The organism is Psychroserpens damuponensis (assembly GCF_000826655.1).
Classification (GTDB): Bacteria; Bacteroidota; Bacteroidia; order Flavobacteriales; family Flavobacteriaceae; genus Psychroserpens; species Psychroserpens damuponensis.
Genome location: NZ_JXJO01000010.1, coordinates 163,768 through 180,555, shown reverse-complemented (window position 1 = coordinate 180,555; position 16,788 = coordinate 163,768). Strand labels below are relative to the sequence as shown.

Annotated in this window: 14 protein-coding genes and 1 tRNA gene; 12 read left to right on the top strand and 3 right to left on the bottom strand. The window is 32.9% G+C overall.

Features of this window, described 5'->3' with window-relative positions:
- From TD29_RS05065 to TD29_RS18470, 6 genes are all read left to right on the top strand, one after another.
- A complete protein-coding gene (locus tag TD29_RS05065) occupies positions 1-825 on the top strand; it encodes a hypothetical protein (protein WP_040279354.1) in 825 nt (274 codons plus the stop codon).
- Between the two features lie 100 nt (positions 826-925).
- Positions 926-1,204, top strand: a complete 279-nt coding sequence (locus TD29_RS05060; protein WP_040279353.1) for a helix-turn-helix domain-containing protein — start codon at positions 926-928, stop codon at positions 1,202-1,204.
- A gap of 6 nt (positions 1,205-1,210) precedes the next feature.
- Positions 1,211-2,698, top strand: a complete 1,488-nt coding sequence (locus TD29_RS05055) for a hypothetical protein (RefSeq protein ID WP_040279352.1) — start codon at positions 1,211-1,213, stop codon at positions 2,696-2,698.
- Positions 2,699-3,030: 332 nt separating this feature from the next.
- Entirely contained in the window at positions 3,031-3,696 is a 666-nt protein-coding gene (locus tag TD29_RS05050) for a hypothetical protein (RefSeq protein WP_040279350.1), read from the top strand.
- Between the two features lies 1 nt (position 3,697).
- Entirely contained in the window at positions 3,698-3,850 is a 153-nt protein-coding gene (locus tag TD29_RS18475; protein ID WP_161792600.1) for a hypothetical protein, read from the top strand.
- The gene (locus tag TD29_RS18470; RefSeq protein WP_161792599.1) at positions 3,834-3,980 is read left to right on the top strand and encodes a hypothetical protein; all 147 of its coding nucleotides are present in this window, start codon (positions 3,834-3,836) and stop codon (positions 3,978-3,980) included. Before TD29_RS18475 ends, TD29_RS18470 begins: the two co-directional genes overlap by 17 nt.
- Positions 3,981-4,713: 733 nt before the next feature.
- Here TD29_RS18470 and TD29_RS05045 read toward each other — a convergent pair.
- Positions 4,714-4,795, bottom strand: a tRNA-Leu gene (locus TD29_RS05045).
- Positions 4,796-4,939: 144 nt separating this feature from the next.
- Here TD29_RS05045 and TD29_RS05040 point away from each other — a divergent pair.
- The 3 genes from TD29_RS05040 (at position 4,940) to pth (ending at position 7,354) form a co-directional block, all read left to right on the top strand.
- A complete protein-coding gene (locus TD29_RS05040) occupies positions 4,940-5,881 on the top strand; it encodes a ribose-phosphate pyrophosphokinase (RefSeq protein ID WP_040279348.1) in 942 nt (313 codons plus the stop codon).
- Between the two features lie 99 nt (positions 5,882-5,980).
- The gene (locus TD29_RS05035) at positions 5,981-6,625 is read left to right on the top strand and encodes a 50S ribosomal protein L25/general stress protein Ctc (RefSeq protein WP_040279347.1); all 645 of its coding nucleotides are present in this window, start codon (positions 5,981-5,983) and stop codon (positions 6,623-6,625) included.
- Positions 6,626-6,787: 162 nt separating this feature from the next.
- Positions 6,788-7,354, top strand: a complete 567-nt coding sequence (gene pth, locus TD29_RS05030; protein WP_084203391.1) for an aminoacyl-tRNA hydrolase — start codon at positions 6,788-6,790, stop codon at positions 7,352-7,354.
- 51 nt (positions 7,355-7,405) lie between these two features.
- On the opposite strand, the gene TD29_RS05025 is transcribed toward pth, so the two are convergent.
- Positions 7,406-10,741, bottom strand: a complete 3,336-nt coding sequence (locus tag TD29_RS05025; protein ID WP_052466981.1) for a zinc-dependent metalloprotease — start codon at positions 10,739-10,741, stop codon at positions 7,406-7,408.
- Between the two features lie 133 nt (positions 10,742-10,874).
- On the bottom strand, positions 10,875-12,932 hold the full coding sequence (locus tag TD29_RS05020) for a zinc-dependent metalloprotease (protein ID WP_040279344.1): 2,058 nt from the start codon (positions 12,930-12,932) through the stop codon (positions 10,875-10,877).
- Between the two features lie 242 nt (positions 12,933-13,174).
- Here TD29_RS05020 and TD29_RS05015 point away from each other — a divergent pair, with 242 nt between their 5' ends.
- The 3 genes from TD29_RS05015 (at position 13,175) to serS (ending at position 16,761) form a co-directional block, all read left to right on the top strand.
- Positions 13,175-14,104, top strand: coding sequence for a bifunctional riboflavin kinase/FAD synthetase (locus TD29_RS05015; protein ID WP_040279343.1), 930 nt, complete (start codon positions 13,175-13,177; stop codon positions 14,102-14,104).
- On the top strand, positions 14,094-15,419 hold the full coding sequence (locus tag TD29_RS05010; protein ID WP_040279342.1) for an HTTM domain-containing protein: 1,326 nt from the start codon (positions 14,094-14,096) through the stop codon (positions 15,417-15,419). Before TD29_RS05015 ends, TD29_RS05010 begins: the two co-directional genes overlap by 11 nt.
- 73 nt (positions 15,420-15,492) lie before the next feature.
- Positions 15,493-16,761, top strand: coding sequence for a serine--tRNA ligase (serS, locus tag TD29_RS05005; RefSeq protein WP_040279341.1), 1,269 nt, complete (start codon positions 15,493-15,495; stop codon positions 16,759-16,761).
- Positions 16,762-16,788 lie beyond the last annotated feature (27 nt).

The window sequence follows — 16,788 nt, the reverse complement described above, 5'->3', positions numbered from 1 at the left end:
ATGGGTAACGTACAAATTTTAGAAACGGCAAAGGCTAAAAAAGCCAAAGGAATTGATTTAAACGACAAAGAAACAGAATTGTATAACAACTATCTAAACGTTATGCAAGCGCACCCAAACACCTATAAAAATGATGCTTATGGTGTACTTTCTGAATTATATGATAATCTTAAAAGTTTTGATCCTGAACAAACAGACAAAGACAATCAAACATCAATTTATTTTGAAATAGATAGTACTATTAATGATGCTATTTTATTTGCCAAAACAACGGAACTAAAACCCGAAAAAGTAAATAAGATTATTAAAAAAAGTAAGTTTCTGAATGAAGTCAAAGCCAAACTTAATAAAGTTAATAAAGCAGACATAAACGAAATAGAAAACGCCTTTGATTTTGATTTAGATGGTAACGATACACCGAAAAAATTTATTGAACACGCTGAACTAATTGAAGCCAAAATATTAAAAGGAATTGAAGCGGATGAAGCTGGAAAAGTGGCAAATGAAAACGGATTAAAACCAATACCCGAAAACGCAATTCATATTTTTAAAAAGATAGAAACCTATAACCAATTTATTGAATTTACAGAAAAACATATCATAGAACCTTATCTCGATTACAGCTATTTATTTCAACGTTTAAAATATGAAGAATTAATTCATCATACAAGTCATTCAGATTTTATGAAATGGTTATTAAGTACCGAATTTATAACAGAAAAAAATTATGATAATTTTGACAGTAAAGGATGTTTTTACGCCTTAAGTAAATGCACCAATAGCAATAGAGAAAATAATTTTAATAACATCTTTAAACTAAATTAAACTAAAATACTGCACCTCCGATAAATCGGAAAAAACTGCCATAAATCGGAATTGAAACGGTTGTTATTTAGCACTATTAATAACAATAAATTCAATTACAATGGCACAAATTCAATTCGTACAAATTACACCTCAAGAACTTCAAAATTCTATTTTAGAGGGCGTAAAAAATCAATTAGAAAACTTCAAACAAAACTTTGAACCGAAGCAACCAACCGAGTATTTAACAAGGCACGAAGTAGCAGCACTTTTAAAGGTGGATGTATCGAGTGTACATAACTACACAAAGCGTGGAACGTTGCAAGCGTATCAGGTAGCTGGAAGAGTATTATACAAGCGTTCAGAGGTGGAGGCTTCAATTGTGGCACTAAAAAAATAAAGGCAAATGGTATACACTACACACACCAAATGCCTTAATAATCTTTTAGAGGATTTACAAGGTAAAGATAGCGAAAAAAACTTATTTATAAACAGTTACGCACTTGATAAGGCAAAGATTATTGTAAATACAATAGAGGTTGCAACTGCATTAACTCTAATAGGTTTTTATCAAGAAACTATATACGGGCAACCTCAATTTTGTTTATATCACAATGGTATTAAATACAGTGGCTTCACAAAAGATGAAATTGCAAAATTCATACTCGATATTCATCAAAAATATAGCTCTCAAAGTAACGACGTTTTAAACAAACTTAATATTGCTATAAATAGACATATTAAAAAAGAAACTCATGTAGTCGGTATATTACCACCATTTGAACTAAAAGAATATAGAGATCCTAAAGCAATAACAAGGTTGTTTTTTAGAAACACTATCGTAAAAGTTACTAGTAAAGAAATTACAACAGAAAGTTACAGCCAATTTGCAAAAAGTAAAACTTATATCGATGCTTCAAAAATTATAGATTTTGATTACGATATAACAACAGCAGATGCAAACGAAAGCGACATTAAAAAATTTGACGAACACACTACAAACGGCAATAAGCACCTATTAAGTATAAAGTCCCTTAAAGGCTTTCAAATGCACCGACGTAAAGACAAAAGACAAAAAACAATATTTATTGTATCAGATGAAAACAGTTTAACCATTAACAGTAAAAGCGGGCAAAGTGGAAAAGACGGTATATTTAGAGAATCTCTCAAGCAGGTTTTAAATGTTGGCTTTGAATCTGGCGAAAACATAAATATAAATTTTCCTTTTCAGTCAATAACCCAGCAACAAGATATTTTCATTTTTGGAGATGCTCCTAAAAATTTTCCTATTCCTAAACTGCACGAACTGAAAAGCGGAATTGATGTTGAAATAAAAGGACGTTCAAAAGTTGGATGTACAATTCCTTATGAGTATGCACCACATATAATGATTATTACGAATTATCGATTAGGTAGTAATAATTCGAGCGACAAGAACCGCATTTTTAGATTGACAATAAATAATCATTACGACAGCCAATACACTCCTTATGATGATTTTAATAAAACGTTATTTGATGACTGGAACAAAAGCCAATGGAATAATTTTTATGCTTATATGATCCATTGCGCTCAAGTATTTTTAAAGCATGGCTTAATAGAATACGAAAATCCTGAAATTGTAAAAGTGATGTTTAGCAATTCGACAAGCAAGGAGTTTGTAAACTTTACTAACAACGTCATGGAGCTTGACAAATGGTATATTCTTAGTAATCTAACAAAAGAGATACTCCCCGACAGATACGCAAAATACAGCTCAAATGCTTCTAAAACAGTACTGAAATGGCTAAACGAATTTTCTAATAGTCAAGGGTTAATTTTAGAAACAAAGACTGGAGGCGGCAATAAAACACACGTAATAATTAAACAGCCCGATTTGCTCTCAAACAGTTAGGGTATTACTTAAAAAGTTAGGTGAAATTAACGTTTTTAACCTCACCTAACAAACGTAAACCTCTAACAAACAAGCACTTAAACACTAATAGTTAGGATAGTTAATTAAATTATAAGTCTATGTATGTATAAATACACTTTTATATACAGTAAGTTTTTACTATTCCATTAACTCTCCTAACATTTTACAAAATTCAACAAAATGCACCATCATATACGCCCGCCCTAGTTATTGCCACAATTACCCGCAACACATATTAACATATTATAAACAATAGCCACGAATAAATAAAAAGTGGCACGAACAAAGACCTGAATAAGGCAATTACAAAAATGACAAAGCAATTACTACACCATGATGAAGACTATCAGCAAAGGTTTATCAAGAAAATAGAAGCTATTCCCGAACTACTGGAAGCCGTAAAGAGTGAACTAACAGCTCAAAAAGTAGATCATAAATTAAAGCTATCAGATTTAAAGGACGGTAATTTTGTGACAATATTTGAAGACTATCAAAAAAAGAAGATGCAACAGAGAATACCTGAAGCAGATTTTGAACAATGGTTAATCTTATGCAATATTGACACAGATGAATTAACAGAACTTGAAAATAGATACAAAAAGCTACTTGATATTAAACACTACTTTTATACTCAAAATCACGACTACTGGTTTTCAAAAGAGACCTATGAAAAAAATTTTGAAAGAGTAAGCCACCCCGAAGCACCTACAAAAAAAGAATATTGTATTGATGACTTTCTAAGTATTTTAAAAGATAGCTATAAAATTACAGTCGATAGTGAGTTTTTTAAATTATACGCTACTAATCAAAACCAAATAGATAAAATTTCATCAATTGAGGACTTTGTAAAAGCAAGTAGAAAAATGAAAAACACATACGCAGATGTATTGACAGGATGCGGCAAATGTGTAAAGTCTTTAGATAGAGATTTAAAAAGCTATGAACTTAATTATAACGCAATTTTAGATATTAAATAACATGGAAGATATAACACTCACAGCAGAAACACAAACAGCTCTTGAGCATGAAATAATAAAACACAATGCAAAAGGTTTTAGCCCAGTTGGGAACGTTCTAAAAATTGGTAAGGAATATCAAATAAAAATGGTAAAAGATGGCGCCAGAGTATAAGATAATCGTTAAGCACTTAGCCGAAGATTTACAGATTGAAATTGATGAGGCGGCAGCAGATAATTATAAAATTAAAACGAATCCAATCGTAACAGATGAAGGAGTCTTAATAATTATGTTTAGAACTTAGATTTGTCAGACTGTTTGAAAAAAGGCTTGTTATCATTACGATAGCAGGCTTTTTTTTGCTTGTTATATTTATTTGTTACATCACACCTAAAGCCAGCTAAAACCCTTATTATAGTTATATTCAATGATAAAATATATTTATGATAGTTTTTATCTATAACGACCAATATAACAAGGTTGAAATATACGCTAAGTGTATGCTTAACGCAGGCTAGAACATATTGCCTATTAGGTAGTTACCTCTGAAAGTACCTTTTTAACTATCACATTATCAAGTAGTTACATCTTAACCCTAAGACTTATATACTACAGATAACTATTATTATTTACTACCTACATAAGCACGCACCAGAACACACGCAACACGCACACAGCCAGCCACTCACGCACCAGCAAGAAAGACCATACAAACTACTATCTAAACTAACAACGTCGTTAGAATGGCTTATTTAATTAGTGGCAAAATGACATTAACAACTATACTATAAATGTTATTCAGGAATTACAATTTATCTACTATTCATATTGAGTTATTAACAAATATTATTGATAGCTATAAACAAATAGCTTCGAAAACTTCAAATAATTATGCTGGTAAAATGATAGAAATGTAATTCAGGACACACCCCCCCCCTTAACCAATCCCACAATACAATAACCGTACAAAAATAAGCTATAAAAAAACCTTAACAACTGTTTTTCAAGCTATTAAGGTTCAATAAACATTAAATAAGTACTCAAGGTGGGAATCGAACCCACACGTCTCGCGACATTGGATTTTGAATCCAACGTGTCTACCAATTCCACCACTTGAGCGTTTTCAGACTGCAAAATTATAAAATAATTTATTACAATCTGTCAAAAATAGTAGGTTTTATGCTTTTTCAGTTCAAATAAATTCCTAAATTTGCACCTCGTTAAAATAAAGCGTGTCTTATTAACACAAATAATTCATTACCAATGCCAAACGGAGTGACAGAAGCAAAAATATTTGCATGCGGACAAAGTAAAGAACTTGCCGAGAAAATCGCTACAACCTTTGGTGCGCCTTTAGGTAATGTTATTACATCAACATATAGTGATGGTGAATTTCAGCCATCATACGAAGAATCTATTAGAGGTGCACGTACTTTCATTATTGGTTCTACGCATCCTGGACCAGAAAATTTAATGGAAATGTTGTTGATGATTGATGCTGCAAAACGAGCATCGGCAAGACACATTACCGCTGTTTTACCTTATTTTGGTTGGGCAAGACAAGATCGTAAAGATAAACCTAGAGTTCCTATCGCTGCAAAATTAGTAGCAAAAATGTTAGAAGCTGCAGGTGCAACGCGTATCATTACTATGGATTTGCATGCAGATCAAATACAGGGTTTCTTTGAGAAACCAGTAGATCATTTGTTTGCATCAACGATATTTTTACCATATTTAAAATCACTTAATTTAGAAAATCTAACTATTGCTTCTCCAGATATGGGTGGATCAAAACGTGCTTATGCGTATTCTAAAGCCTTAGAAAGTGATGTGGTTATTTGCTATAAGCAACGTGCAAAAGCTAATGTGATTTCTCATATGGAATTAATTGGAGATGTTACTGGAAAAAATGTCGTATTGGTAGATGATATGGTAGATACAGCAGGAACATTAACCAAGGCAGCAGATTTAATGATGGAAAAAGGAGCACTTAGTGTAAGAGCTATTTGTACACATCCTATTTTATCAGGTGAAGCATATAATAAACTAGAAAACTCTAAACTAGAAGAGTTGATCGTAACAGATTCAATTCCGCTCAAACAAAAAAGTGAAAAAATTAGAGTTTTAAGCTGTGCTGATTTATTCGCAGAAGTAATGCATAATGTGCATTTTAATAGATCTATCAGCTCGAAGTTTTTAATGTAGCTTTTTAGCTCAGCTACTAGAAATGAGCTTTACAACCAAAGTGTATTTTTTACTACGGTTATAAAAATGAGTATTAATAATAATTATAAATTTTTTTAAATGAAATCAATTACAATCAATGGATCTCAAAGAGAAAGCGTAGGCAAGAAGGCAACGAAGGCTTTACGTAATGCTGGTCAGGTTCCTTGCGTATTATACGGAGGAGACCAAAACGTGCATTTCTCTGCACCAGAATTGGCTTTTTCTAAACTTGTATACACGCCTAATGCGCATACAGTTGTGATTGCCATAGAAAATGGTGAAACTTATGATGCTGTTTTACAAGACATCCAATTTCACCCAGTAACAGATAGAATTCTACATGTAGATTTCTACCGTTTATTTGAAGACAAAGAAATTGCAATGGATATTCCTGTACATATTATAGGAACATCTAGAGGAGTTTTAAATGGAGGTATTCTTCGTAAAAACAGACGTAAATTAAGAGTAAAAGCTTTACCTAAAAATTTACCAGATTTCTTAGAAGCAGATATCACACCTCTTAAAATTGGTGGTAAACTATATGTTACCGCTTTAGAAGGAGAAGGATACGAATTACTTCATGCAGATAACACAGTAGTAGTGCAAATTAAAACTGCTAGAACTGCTGTTATTGATGATGATGACGATGAAGATGAAACTGAAGGTGAAGATGGAGGAGTGCCTTCAACTGAAACTGATGATGCAGCTGCAGTAAAAGAATAAACATATTTTGTTCTACAATATTAAAAAGCATTCTATTTATTTAGAATGCTTTTTTATTTTTGAAAAGTAGTAGTACAACTAAATGTAAATATTATCTGGAAATTTATACGTAACCTATTTAATAATAAATCTGCATCATTTGATGTAGAAGAAAAAGATCCTATGAAAAAATTTCTTATTGTTGGGTTAGGCAACATTGGCGAAAAATATACAAATACAAGGCATAATATAGGCTTTAAAATCTTAGATGCTTTAGCTCATAAAGAAGCCCTTACTTTCGAAACTCAAAAACTTGGAGATATAACAACCTACAAAATTAAGGGAAGAACGTTTATTCTTTTAAAGCCTAGTACGTACATGAATTTAAGCGGAAAAGCAGTGCAATATTGGTTAACAAAAGAAAAAATACCACAAGAGAACTTGCTCGTAATTACAGACGATTTAAACCTTCCCTTCGGAAACATTAGAGTTAAAACTAAAGGTAGCGATGGAGGACACAATGGTCTAAAAGACATTCAGCATACCTTGCAAACCACGAAATATAATAGGTTTAGATTTGGTATCAGCGATGAATTTAGTAAAGGACGGCAAGTAGATTATGTTTTAGGTGAATGGACTGAGGACGAATATAGTAAGTTGCCAGAGCGTTTTGAAAAATCTATAGAGCTAATTAAATCTTTTGGTTTGGCAGGAATACAAAATACCATGAACACGTTTAATGGTAAATAAAAAAAGGAAGCTGTTAAAGCTTCCTTTTTTTTATAATACAACATTTGTAATTTAATTGACTATAATTTTTTTAGTTTGTTTGTTTAAGCCATTGCTTACTTGCACAAGATAAACTCCAGATTGAACATTTTCTAAACTAATAACCTTATTAAAACGAGGAGAACTTTTATAAAGGTTGTTGTAAATTTGTCTTCCTCTTATATCAAATACAGAAATATCAATGTCATTATTTGATACACTGTTTAGTTTTATGTTAAATGAACCATTGTTTGGATTTGGGTATACTAAAAACTCAGAAAAATTGCTGTCTAAGTCATCTACAGAAAGTGTTCCTTGTACACAAAGCGCTAAGCTAAAACTATTAAAAGTACCACCATCTGCGTTAGCATCATCAACAACAGTAAGAATCCAGTCTCCACCAGACATTTCGCCATTCAAAGTTGATAAGTCTCCTTCAGGAATATAACTACCTGTAAAAGGTGCAGCTCCATCAACAATGGAGCCATCAGTGCCTTCTTGATCAAACACCGTATCGGTATAATTGTCACCGTTAAACCCGTTGTCTGATGTTAATTCAATCACAGTACCAGCAGGACTTGTTAATGTAATATCTAAATCTCCAACCCATGTATGATTTATATCAATAACGACATTGACATCAGTAAGTGGAAAATTAGGTCCAATATTTATAGTAGAGGTAATGGTGTTGCCTGCTCCATTAGGTGAAATGCTTTGAGCTATGTCGTCTATAAAAACATCACACGTTAAATTAGCAGTTGTAAAACTAAATGTAGAAGATGGTATAGCAGTTGCACATTGGTTAGAAGCTGTTACTCTCCAAAAATATTCTGTATTTGCACCTAAATTAGAAGTTACGTAAGAATTAGACATAGTAGTTGCAGTCTCAATGATAGAATTAAAACTTGCGTCAGTAGCAATTTCAATTAAATAATCTTGAGCATTAGTATTTAAATCCCACTCTAAAGTACCATCGGCTGGCACATCAATAGCTCCATTTGCATGGCTTACTAGCGTCACAGGATCTAATGTAGGGCTAAATATATTTAGTGTTGCATCTACTGATTTTGTTATAGTGCCAGATGTCCCTTGAAAAGTAAAATTATAACTCCCAACAGGTAAGGTGTTTGTTCCAGATACTGTTATTGTTCCGGTGGTACCATTTGTTGTAGCGGTTAAAGGATTTATTACTGCTGTTACTCCTGCAGGTAATCCAACTACAGAAAAAGTAGAAGGATCATTAAAACCGAGAAATGTGTTGTACGTGAAATTGTAAATAGCATTATCTGGTTGGCAAATATTAACAGATGAATCATCTAATGTAATAACAAATTCTGATTCTTGTATGGAAAAACTACTTGAGTTAACAGCATAAAAAATATTATTGTTTCCTTCAACAATTATTCTAGCCATACTAGTGTCTCCACCTGTTATTGGTACAGTTACACTGTGAGAGCCATCATTAGGAACATTGGAGGCCATTATAAAAGGGAAAGTTTGTCCGCCATCTACAGATAAGAGAATATTTACAGTTGGTGTATTAACAGATCCTGTATTTGTTCCTGCAACATCCCAAGTAATAGTTTGGGTTGAGCCTGCATCCCAATTTTCATTTGTACTTTGAGACGTAACAGTAAAAGGTCCAGAGGTGTCATCTACAGTTACTATCATTTCATCAAAATCTGTTTGAGGCATTTGACCAACACCTCCTGCATCAGATCGATCTCTCACAGTAAGCGCGAAATTTAAATTTCTACTAACTGTAGATACGGTCTCCCAAGATGTGTTTTCAGTAGTTTCAACAGGGTTAGATTCTGTCAATTGCCCATTTAATACTCTGTTTAAAATTGGCATATATCTATTAGGTGAAATGCTAGGAGGTCTAGATCGCCAAACAGCTCCTGTAGTTTTATTTGGGCCAAAACTTCCGTTAGTGGTTATGCCGTCATCAATTTGTTCCCAAGTGTAGGTTAAAATATCTCCCGAATTATCATCTGTAGCTGCGCCTTTTAAAATAAAAGCGGTTCCCATAGGTATGGTAAAATCATTGCCAGCATTTGCAATTGGTGGATTGTTGGTTATGTTTGTAACGATAGCGCATTGATTAGCTCCACTAGTTACATTGTCAAGAATTTGATCAATACTCGCATAATGAAAGTAAGGATCGCTATGATCTTGAACATCATTTCCTCCTGTAATACCTGCGTAACCCATGATAGTTGTTCCGCTTCCAGGCTCAACATTTACACCTGTTTGTTCAGAATTATAAGAATATGTGTGATTTGCTCCCATTTGATGTCCTATTTCGTGTGGCACATAATCTATGTCAAAAAAGTCGGCCATAAAAGGGCCTCCATCATTATCGGCAAATGAATGTGAGGAAAAACCACTTCCTTTTCCGCTTTCGCAAACACAACCTATACATCCTGCATTACCGTTATTACCTCCAAAGTCCAAAAGATGTCCAATATCATAGTCTCCTTCTCCAACAGTAGCTGTTAGATTTGATTGTAAATCTCCATTTAAATTGTTTCCGTAAGGATCTGTTCCAGAGTACACTAGGTCTAGAGCAGGATCATCTAGTGTATCTACTAATAAAAATGTAATTGCCATGTCTACTTCAAAGACCTCATTGGTTCTATTTAATGTTGAAACCAATTGAGCTAAAGCGTCTTCCTGTGCATTGCCATTAGAGTTGTCTCCATCATCCCAAAAATTGGTGTACTCTGATGTTACAGACATTGCCATTCTAAAGGTTCTTAAAACTTGGTCGTTGGCATCTCTTGATATTTGATTATTGGTAATTGTTTTTGAAATGTCAATGTCTTCGGTTAAACATTCATAAGTATTAGATGCGTTAATCTCTGCTCGTTTATTATAAATTAAATATTGACCATTAGATACTTTAGTAACTGGTTGTATGTAAACAACTTCTTTTCCTGGCTCAGAAATCATTGCTTTAAGACCTAAAGGTGTAATGCTAAAACGTATTCTTGTGCTTGAATTACCTGTATTAAAGCCTAAATAAGTTTTAATATTTGGGTGTTGTGCTGCATTGTCTTCCGAAGAAAAAATAGAAGTTTCTACTATACGGTATTGTTGTAGTTTACCATTAATACTAGGAAAGCTAACGAGTGTGTTGGAGTATCCTTGAGACTGCTGCCTCAAAGGAGCATTGGTAAGTTGCTGTTTAATTTTTTCTATATCTAAATTAAAAACTGAATAGTGTTTTTGGTTTAAACCTTGTAGTGAGACACCTTGGGTACCTTCAATAAATTGAGTTTTCTGCCATTGACTTTCTTGGGCATTTAAAGAAAGAGATGCTAGTAAGAAAGAAAAAGATAACAAGTGGTATAATTTTGTTTTCATAATTAAATTTTTTTATATAAAAATATTCTATTCATTGCAGATTTACTAAAAACAACAAAAATATTTGTTTTTAAAAATTAAAAAAGGAGAGACTAAAAATAGCCTCTCCTTTTGATAAAAGATTATATTAAAATTATTCTACAACAATCTTTCTAGTGATATTTTTATCACCATCTGAAATACTTACTAAGTATAATCCAGATTGCACATTGTTTAATTTCACTGTTTGGTTAAAGTTGAAACCATTGTTATAAGAGTTGTTATAAATATTACGACCTCTAATGTCGTAGACATCTACATTGATTGCATTTCCAGAATTAGAATTTAATTTTATTGTAAACTCTCCCTCATTTGGATTAGGGAAAATTGCAAAATCTTCAAATCCAAATTCATCAACACTTAATGGTGACTCAAGACATAGTTCTAATTCAAATGCATTAAAATTACCACCATCGATATTGAAAAGATCTGTGACAGTTAAAACCCAGTCACCAGCAGACATTTCACCATAAATTACTGATAAATCTTCTAATGGTGTAAATGTACCAGAAAAAGGAGAAACTTGATCTTCTATAGCTAAGCTAGCTTCTTGATCAAATATTGTATTTAAATATTCTCCTGCTCCATCAAGACCAATATTGTTAGTAAGTATAACTTCTGTTCCGTTAGGACTTGTTAGTGTTACCCTAATATCTCTAATCCAATCATGATCTATATTTACAGTAACATTTACATCTTCAACTGGTAAATCATCAGTTATCGTTATAGTAGAGGTATAATCATTCGAACCTGAAGCAGATATAACAACTGGTAGTCCTGTAGCAACATAATCATCACAAACAGTTTCTACACAATTATTTTCTAAAACAACATCTACTGATTCAGTAACGTTACTTGGTGTAGAAGTACCAGTAACTGTAATTGTATAATCTCCTTCAGCCGTTAGGTTAATATTGTTAATTGTCATAGTAACATTACCATCAGAATTTAGATTAGCTGGAGAAAAAGTAGCTGTTGCACCTGCAGGAACTCCCGTTGCAGTAAATGTTGTAGTTTCATTAAAGCCCATTACAGTTGAATAAGAAAAATCAAAACTCACTTGATTATCTGTTGTAGGACAACTTAAGATTGTATCATCTCCAGAAGAGGCTATGTTAAATCCAGGAACTGCTGGTTCACAAACTCCTGGCTTAATACCAGGTGCAATAACACTTGATACGTAGGCATCAACCGCACTCATTTGATTTGGTGTAAACATATACATACATGCATCATTTACATAATCCATATAATTCATTGATAGAATTTTTTGTGGAGCAGAACAAGCATTTAAAGATCCTGGTGTTGGGCAATTATAGGTTTGTTGACCTGTGTTTGGTGTATCTGCAAAACCATCATCTGATGCACAACTTACGTTTTGATCATTACCCCAAGGGTGTCCTAAACTATAAAAGTGTCCAAGTTCATGAGTTACCGTACGTCCTAAGTTAAAAGGAGCTTGTGGTCCAATATTAGAACCAGTACAATCAGAACTAGTACCAAAAGTTTCTAAGTTCATAACTACGGCTCCACCATTAGTTAAATTTCCACCTAAAGGAGAGTATCCTAAAAGTCCTGGTCCAATATCTTTAATTAAAAAGTTCATATAACCAGCCCAATTAGCATCTTGTTCAGGAAAGCCTGCGCCATTTGCAAAATTATAACCAATAGTTACAGCTGGCTCTCCTTCAATTAGATCTGGGTCAATGCCTTCAGGGTGATTTGATGTTGCTAAACAAAAAGAAATATTAGCAGCGCCAGGTTGTAAACCAGGATAAAAAACACTAGCAGCTGCCCAATTTACAACATCGGCATTTGTAGCGGTATAATCTGCATTTAATACATCTACTTGACTTTGTGCTAAAGCAACAAGACATGCTCTGTCTGCTTCATTTCCTGATGGAAAGTGAACCGCAACAGGTATCGTAATTGTTGAGCCTCTTTGGCTATAATCTCCATTAGCTCTTCTAGCAAGTTCAGCTTGAAATTTCTGTTGATCTGCTTCGTATTGTGCAGCATATACAGGGTTCTTGAGAGCCTCTGCCATGTACTCGTCAGTAGCACATGTTCTCTGTTGTGCATACGAAGAGTAACTCATTAATAATGTTAATGCAAACATTAAAAATTTCGTTATTGTAATTTTTCGTTTCATGATTTTTATTTTAAAAATTATAAGATTTGTAAAAATATCTAAAAAAAAGTAATAAATGGGTCTCTCAATTAGAGAAATAAACACTTTTGTGATAATAAAAGTTAGAATGTGTTGATATTTTATTAATTATTTTGAGTTCTCCATCTTTGAAAGAGTGAATAAACATATCAAGCTTATTTAATTATTGTGCGCTACTTTCATTTTTAAGAAGGCAAATAACTATTTTTACAAAAAAATAGGTACTGAAAACAAATACCAAAAATATCGAGCATAAACAACCATCTGTAATTACAATAGGCACCTTTGATGGTGTTCATATTGGTCACCAAAAAATACTTAAACGACTAGTAGAAACGGGTAAAAAGAATGATTTAAAATCTATAGTGCTCACTTTTTTTCCGCATCCTAGAATGGTATTGCAGCCAGATTTTGATATTAAATTATTACATGCTATTAATGAACGAAAACACGTGTTATCTCAATTTGGTTTAGACCAAATAGTTATTAAAAAATTTACTAAAGCGTTCTCAGATTTATCTGCTCAAGATTATGTAAAGCAAATTCTCGTAGATGAGCTAAATGCCAAACATATTATTATAGGTTATGATCATCACTTCGGAAAAAATAGAACCGCAAATATTGACGACCTAAAAACCTTTGGACAGCAATACGATTTTACCGTCGAAGAAATTTCGGCTCAAGATATAAAAGACGTTGCAGTAAGTTCAACCAAAATAAGACAATCACTTTTAGATGGAGATATTGAAACTGCCAATTCTTTTCTAGGCTATCCGTACTTTATTTCGGGAACCGTTATTAAAGGAAAAGGTGTTGGAAGAACTTTAAACTTTCCTACCGCAAATATTCATATCAATGAAACTTATAAATTAATACCTAAAGATGGTGTATTTGTAGTTAAATCCTTAATTGATGGTGAAACCATTTATGGGATGATGAACATTGGTAAAAATCCAACATTTAAAGATCATAAACATGCGGTTGAAGTTCACTTTTTTAACTTAAATCAAAACCTTTACGATACAACTCTAAAAATTGAAATTCTACATCGTTTAAGACATGAATTTAAATTTGATTCAATTGATTTGCTTAAAAAACAACTTCAAAAAGATAAGCTAGAGGCCCTAAAACTAATATCTAATTATAATGAATAAACTACTGTTTAAACATATAGATAATAGTGGACTTATCGTTTTTAGAATCTTATTTGGAGCGCTTATTTTTTTAGAAAGTATAGGAGCAATTTTTACGGGTTGGACAAGAAGAACTCTCGTAGAACCAGAATTCACTTTTAACTTTATAGGTTTCGATTTTCTTCAAGCCATACAAGGTGAATGGATGTATGCTCACTTTGTAATTATGGGTATTTGTGGCTTGTTTGTAATGCTTGGCTATAAGTATAGAATTAGTATGATCACCTTCACGTTGTTTTGGGCTACAACGTACCTAATGCAAAAATCATCGTATAATAATCATTATTATTTTTTAATGATTTTAAGTGCTATCATGGTGTTTTTACCAGCTAATACATATGCCTCAATTGATGTGAAGCAAAACCCAAGTATACAAAGTAATTCTATGCCTAATTGGTGTCGCTTGGTTTTTATTTTGCAATTATTCATCTTGTATACGTACGCATCAATTGCTAAAATGTATCCAGATTGGTTAGATCTCACAGTGCCAGAATTATTGATGAAAAGCAAAAAGCATTATGTTCTCGTCGGAAATGTGCTGCAGCAAAAATTTGTCCATTATTTGGTAGCCTATGGCGGAATTCTATTTGACGGACTCATAATTCCGCTTTTACTCTTGAAGCGAACTAGGAAATTAGCATTCTTCGCTTCCATTTTTTTCCATCTGTTTAACTCATTTATCTTTCAAGTTGGGATATTTCCGTATTTGTCATTAGCCTTTGCAGTGTTCTTTTTTGAACCTAAAGTTATTCAAAAGCTATTTCTAAAACGAAAGCCATTATTTTCCGTAGAAAAAATTGAAATTCCATCCTATGCCACTGCTTTTAAAACCGTATTTGTGCTGTATTTTGTGGCTCAAATCGCATTACCTTTGAGGCAGCATTTTATTCAGGATAATGTATTATGGACAGAAGAAGGTCATAGATTGTCATGGAGAATGATGCTACGAACTAAAAGCGCAACAACTAGTTTTACTGTTGTAGATAAAGGGACGCAGACAAAAATACGAGTTAAGTTAAATGATTATTTAACTAAAAAACAAATAAGATCTGTTAGTAGCAAACCTGATGTTATGTGGCAGTTTGCTCAACGTTTAAAATCTATTTATGCTAAAAAAGGAATGGATGTAGAAGTGCATGTAAATGCCTATGTAAGTGTTAATGGTAGGCAAATTAAACAGTTTATTGATCCTAAGGTAGATCTCGCAAATGAGAAATGGAATCCCTTTAAACATCATGATTGGATTTTACCTTCAAATCTAGACAAGAATAACTAACAATTTATTAATTTTGACGTTTCAAAATAGACACCTTTTCAAAACGTTAAGGTGCATAAATTAGAATATAATTATGTTACAAGTTGCTTTTATAAGAGAACACAAAGAAGATGTTATCAAAGGTTTGGTAAAACGAAATATCGATGCCACTCAAATGATTGATGATGTAATTTCGCTTGATGAAGAACGTAGACAATTGCAAACCCAATTGGATAATACACTTGCAGAATCTAATGCGATCTCAAAGCAAATTGGTGAATTATATAAAACAGGAAAAGCTGCCGAAGCTAATGCATTAAAAGAAAAAACTGCAACACTCAAAGAAAGCTCTAAAACGTTAAGTGATCAACTTAATGAAAAGACTGATGCGCTTACTCAGTTATTATACCAAATTCCAAATGTGCCTCATGAAAGCGTTCCAAAAGGGAACTCAGACGAAGATAATGAAGAAATTTTCAGCGAAGGTGAGATTCCTAAACTTCATGATGCTGCTATGCCTCATTGGGAATTAGCAAAAAAATACGATATCATAGATTTTGAATTAGGTAATAAAATTGCTGGTGCTGGTTTTCCTGTATATAAAGGAAAAGGCGCAAGATTACAACGCGCTTTAATTGCTTATTTTTTAGATAAAAATACCGAAGCTGGTTATACTGAGTACCAATTACCTCATTTAGTAAATGAAGCCTCATGTTATGGTACTGGTCAATTACCAGACAAAGAAGGTCAAATGTATCATGACTCTCGTGATGATTTATATTTAATCCCAACAGCCGAAGTTCCAGGAACCAATGTGTTTAGAGACGTATTATTAGCAGAAAGTGATTTGCCAATCGGTATTACGGGATATACACCATGTTTTAGACGTGAAGCAGGAAGTTACGGTGCACACGTTAGAGGCTTAAATAGATTACACCAATTTGATAAAGTCGAAATTATTCGTGTCGAGCATCCAGATAATTCATACAAAGCATTTGAAGGTATGATTGATCACGTTAAAGGCATTTTAAAGGAATTAAAATTACCTTATAGGATTTTACGTTTGTGTGGTGGAGATACTGGTTTTCCATCTGCAATGACCTATGATTTTGAAGTGTTTTCTACAGCTCAAGATCGTTGGTTAGAAATCTCTAGTGTTTCTAATTTTGAATCTTACCAAGCCAATCGTTTGCGCTTACGTTTTAAAAATAGTAATGGTAAAAATGAGTTAGCTCATACCTTAAATGGTAGTTCATTAGCTTTGCCTAGAGTTCTAGCTGGTATTTTAGAGAATTACCAAACCGAAGATGGTATTAATATACCTGAAGTTTTAATACCATATACAGGTTTCGATAAAATATAATCAACCGTTACATAGTTTAGTATTGAT

Excerpts from the sequence above, each read along its gene's own strand:
- pth (WP_084203391.1), top strand. The coding sequence starts at position 6,788 with ATGAAAAAATTTCTTATTGTTGGGTTAGGCAACATTGGCGAAAAATAT.
- TD29_RS05040 (WP_040279348.1), top strand. The coding sequence starts at position 4,940 with ATGCCAAACGGAGTGACAGAAGCAAAAATATTTGCATGCGGACAAAGT.
- TD29_RS05050 (WP_040279350.1), top strand. The coding sequence starts at position 3,031 with ATGACAAAGCAATTACTACACCATGATGAAGACTATCAGCAAAGGTTT.
- TD29_RS05035 (WP_040279347.1), top strand. The coding sequence starts at position 5,981 with ATGAAATCAATTACAATCAATGGATCTCAAAGAGAAAGCGTAGGCAAG.
- TD29_RS18475 (WP_161792600.1), top strand. The coding sequence starts at position 3,698 with ATGGAAGATATAACACTCACAGCAGAAACACAAACAGCTCTTGAGCAT.
- TD29_RS05060 (WP_040279353.1), top strand. The coding sequence starts at position 926 with ATGGCACAAATTCAATTCGTACAAATTACACCTCAAGAACTTCAAAAT.
- serS (WP_040279341.1), top strand. The coding sequence starts at position 15,493 with ATGTTACAAGTTGCTTTTATAAGAGAACACAAAGAAGATGTTATCAAA.
- TD29_RS05055 (WP_040279352.1), top strand. The coding sequence starts at position 1,211 with ATGGTATACACTACACACACCAAATGCCTTAATAATCTTTTAGAGGAT.
- TD29_RS05025 (WP_052466981.1), bottom strand. The coding sequence starts at position 10,741 with ATGAAAACAAAATTATACCACTTGTTATCTTTTTCTTTCTTACTAGCA.
- TD29_RS18470 (WP_161792599.1), top strand. The coding sequence starts at position 3,834 with ATGGCGCCAGAGTATAAGATAATCGTTAAGCACTTAGCCGAAGATTTA.
- TD29_RS05065 (WP_040279354.1), top strand. The coding sequence starts at position 1 with ATGGGTAACGTACAAATTTTAGAAACGGCAAAGGCTAAAAAAGCCAAA.
- TD29_RS05020 (WP_040279344.1), bottom strand. The coding sequence starts at position 12,932 with ATGAAACGAAAAATTACAATAACGAAATTTTTAATGTTTGCATTAACA.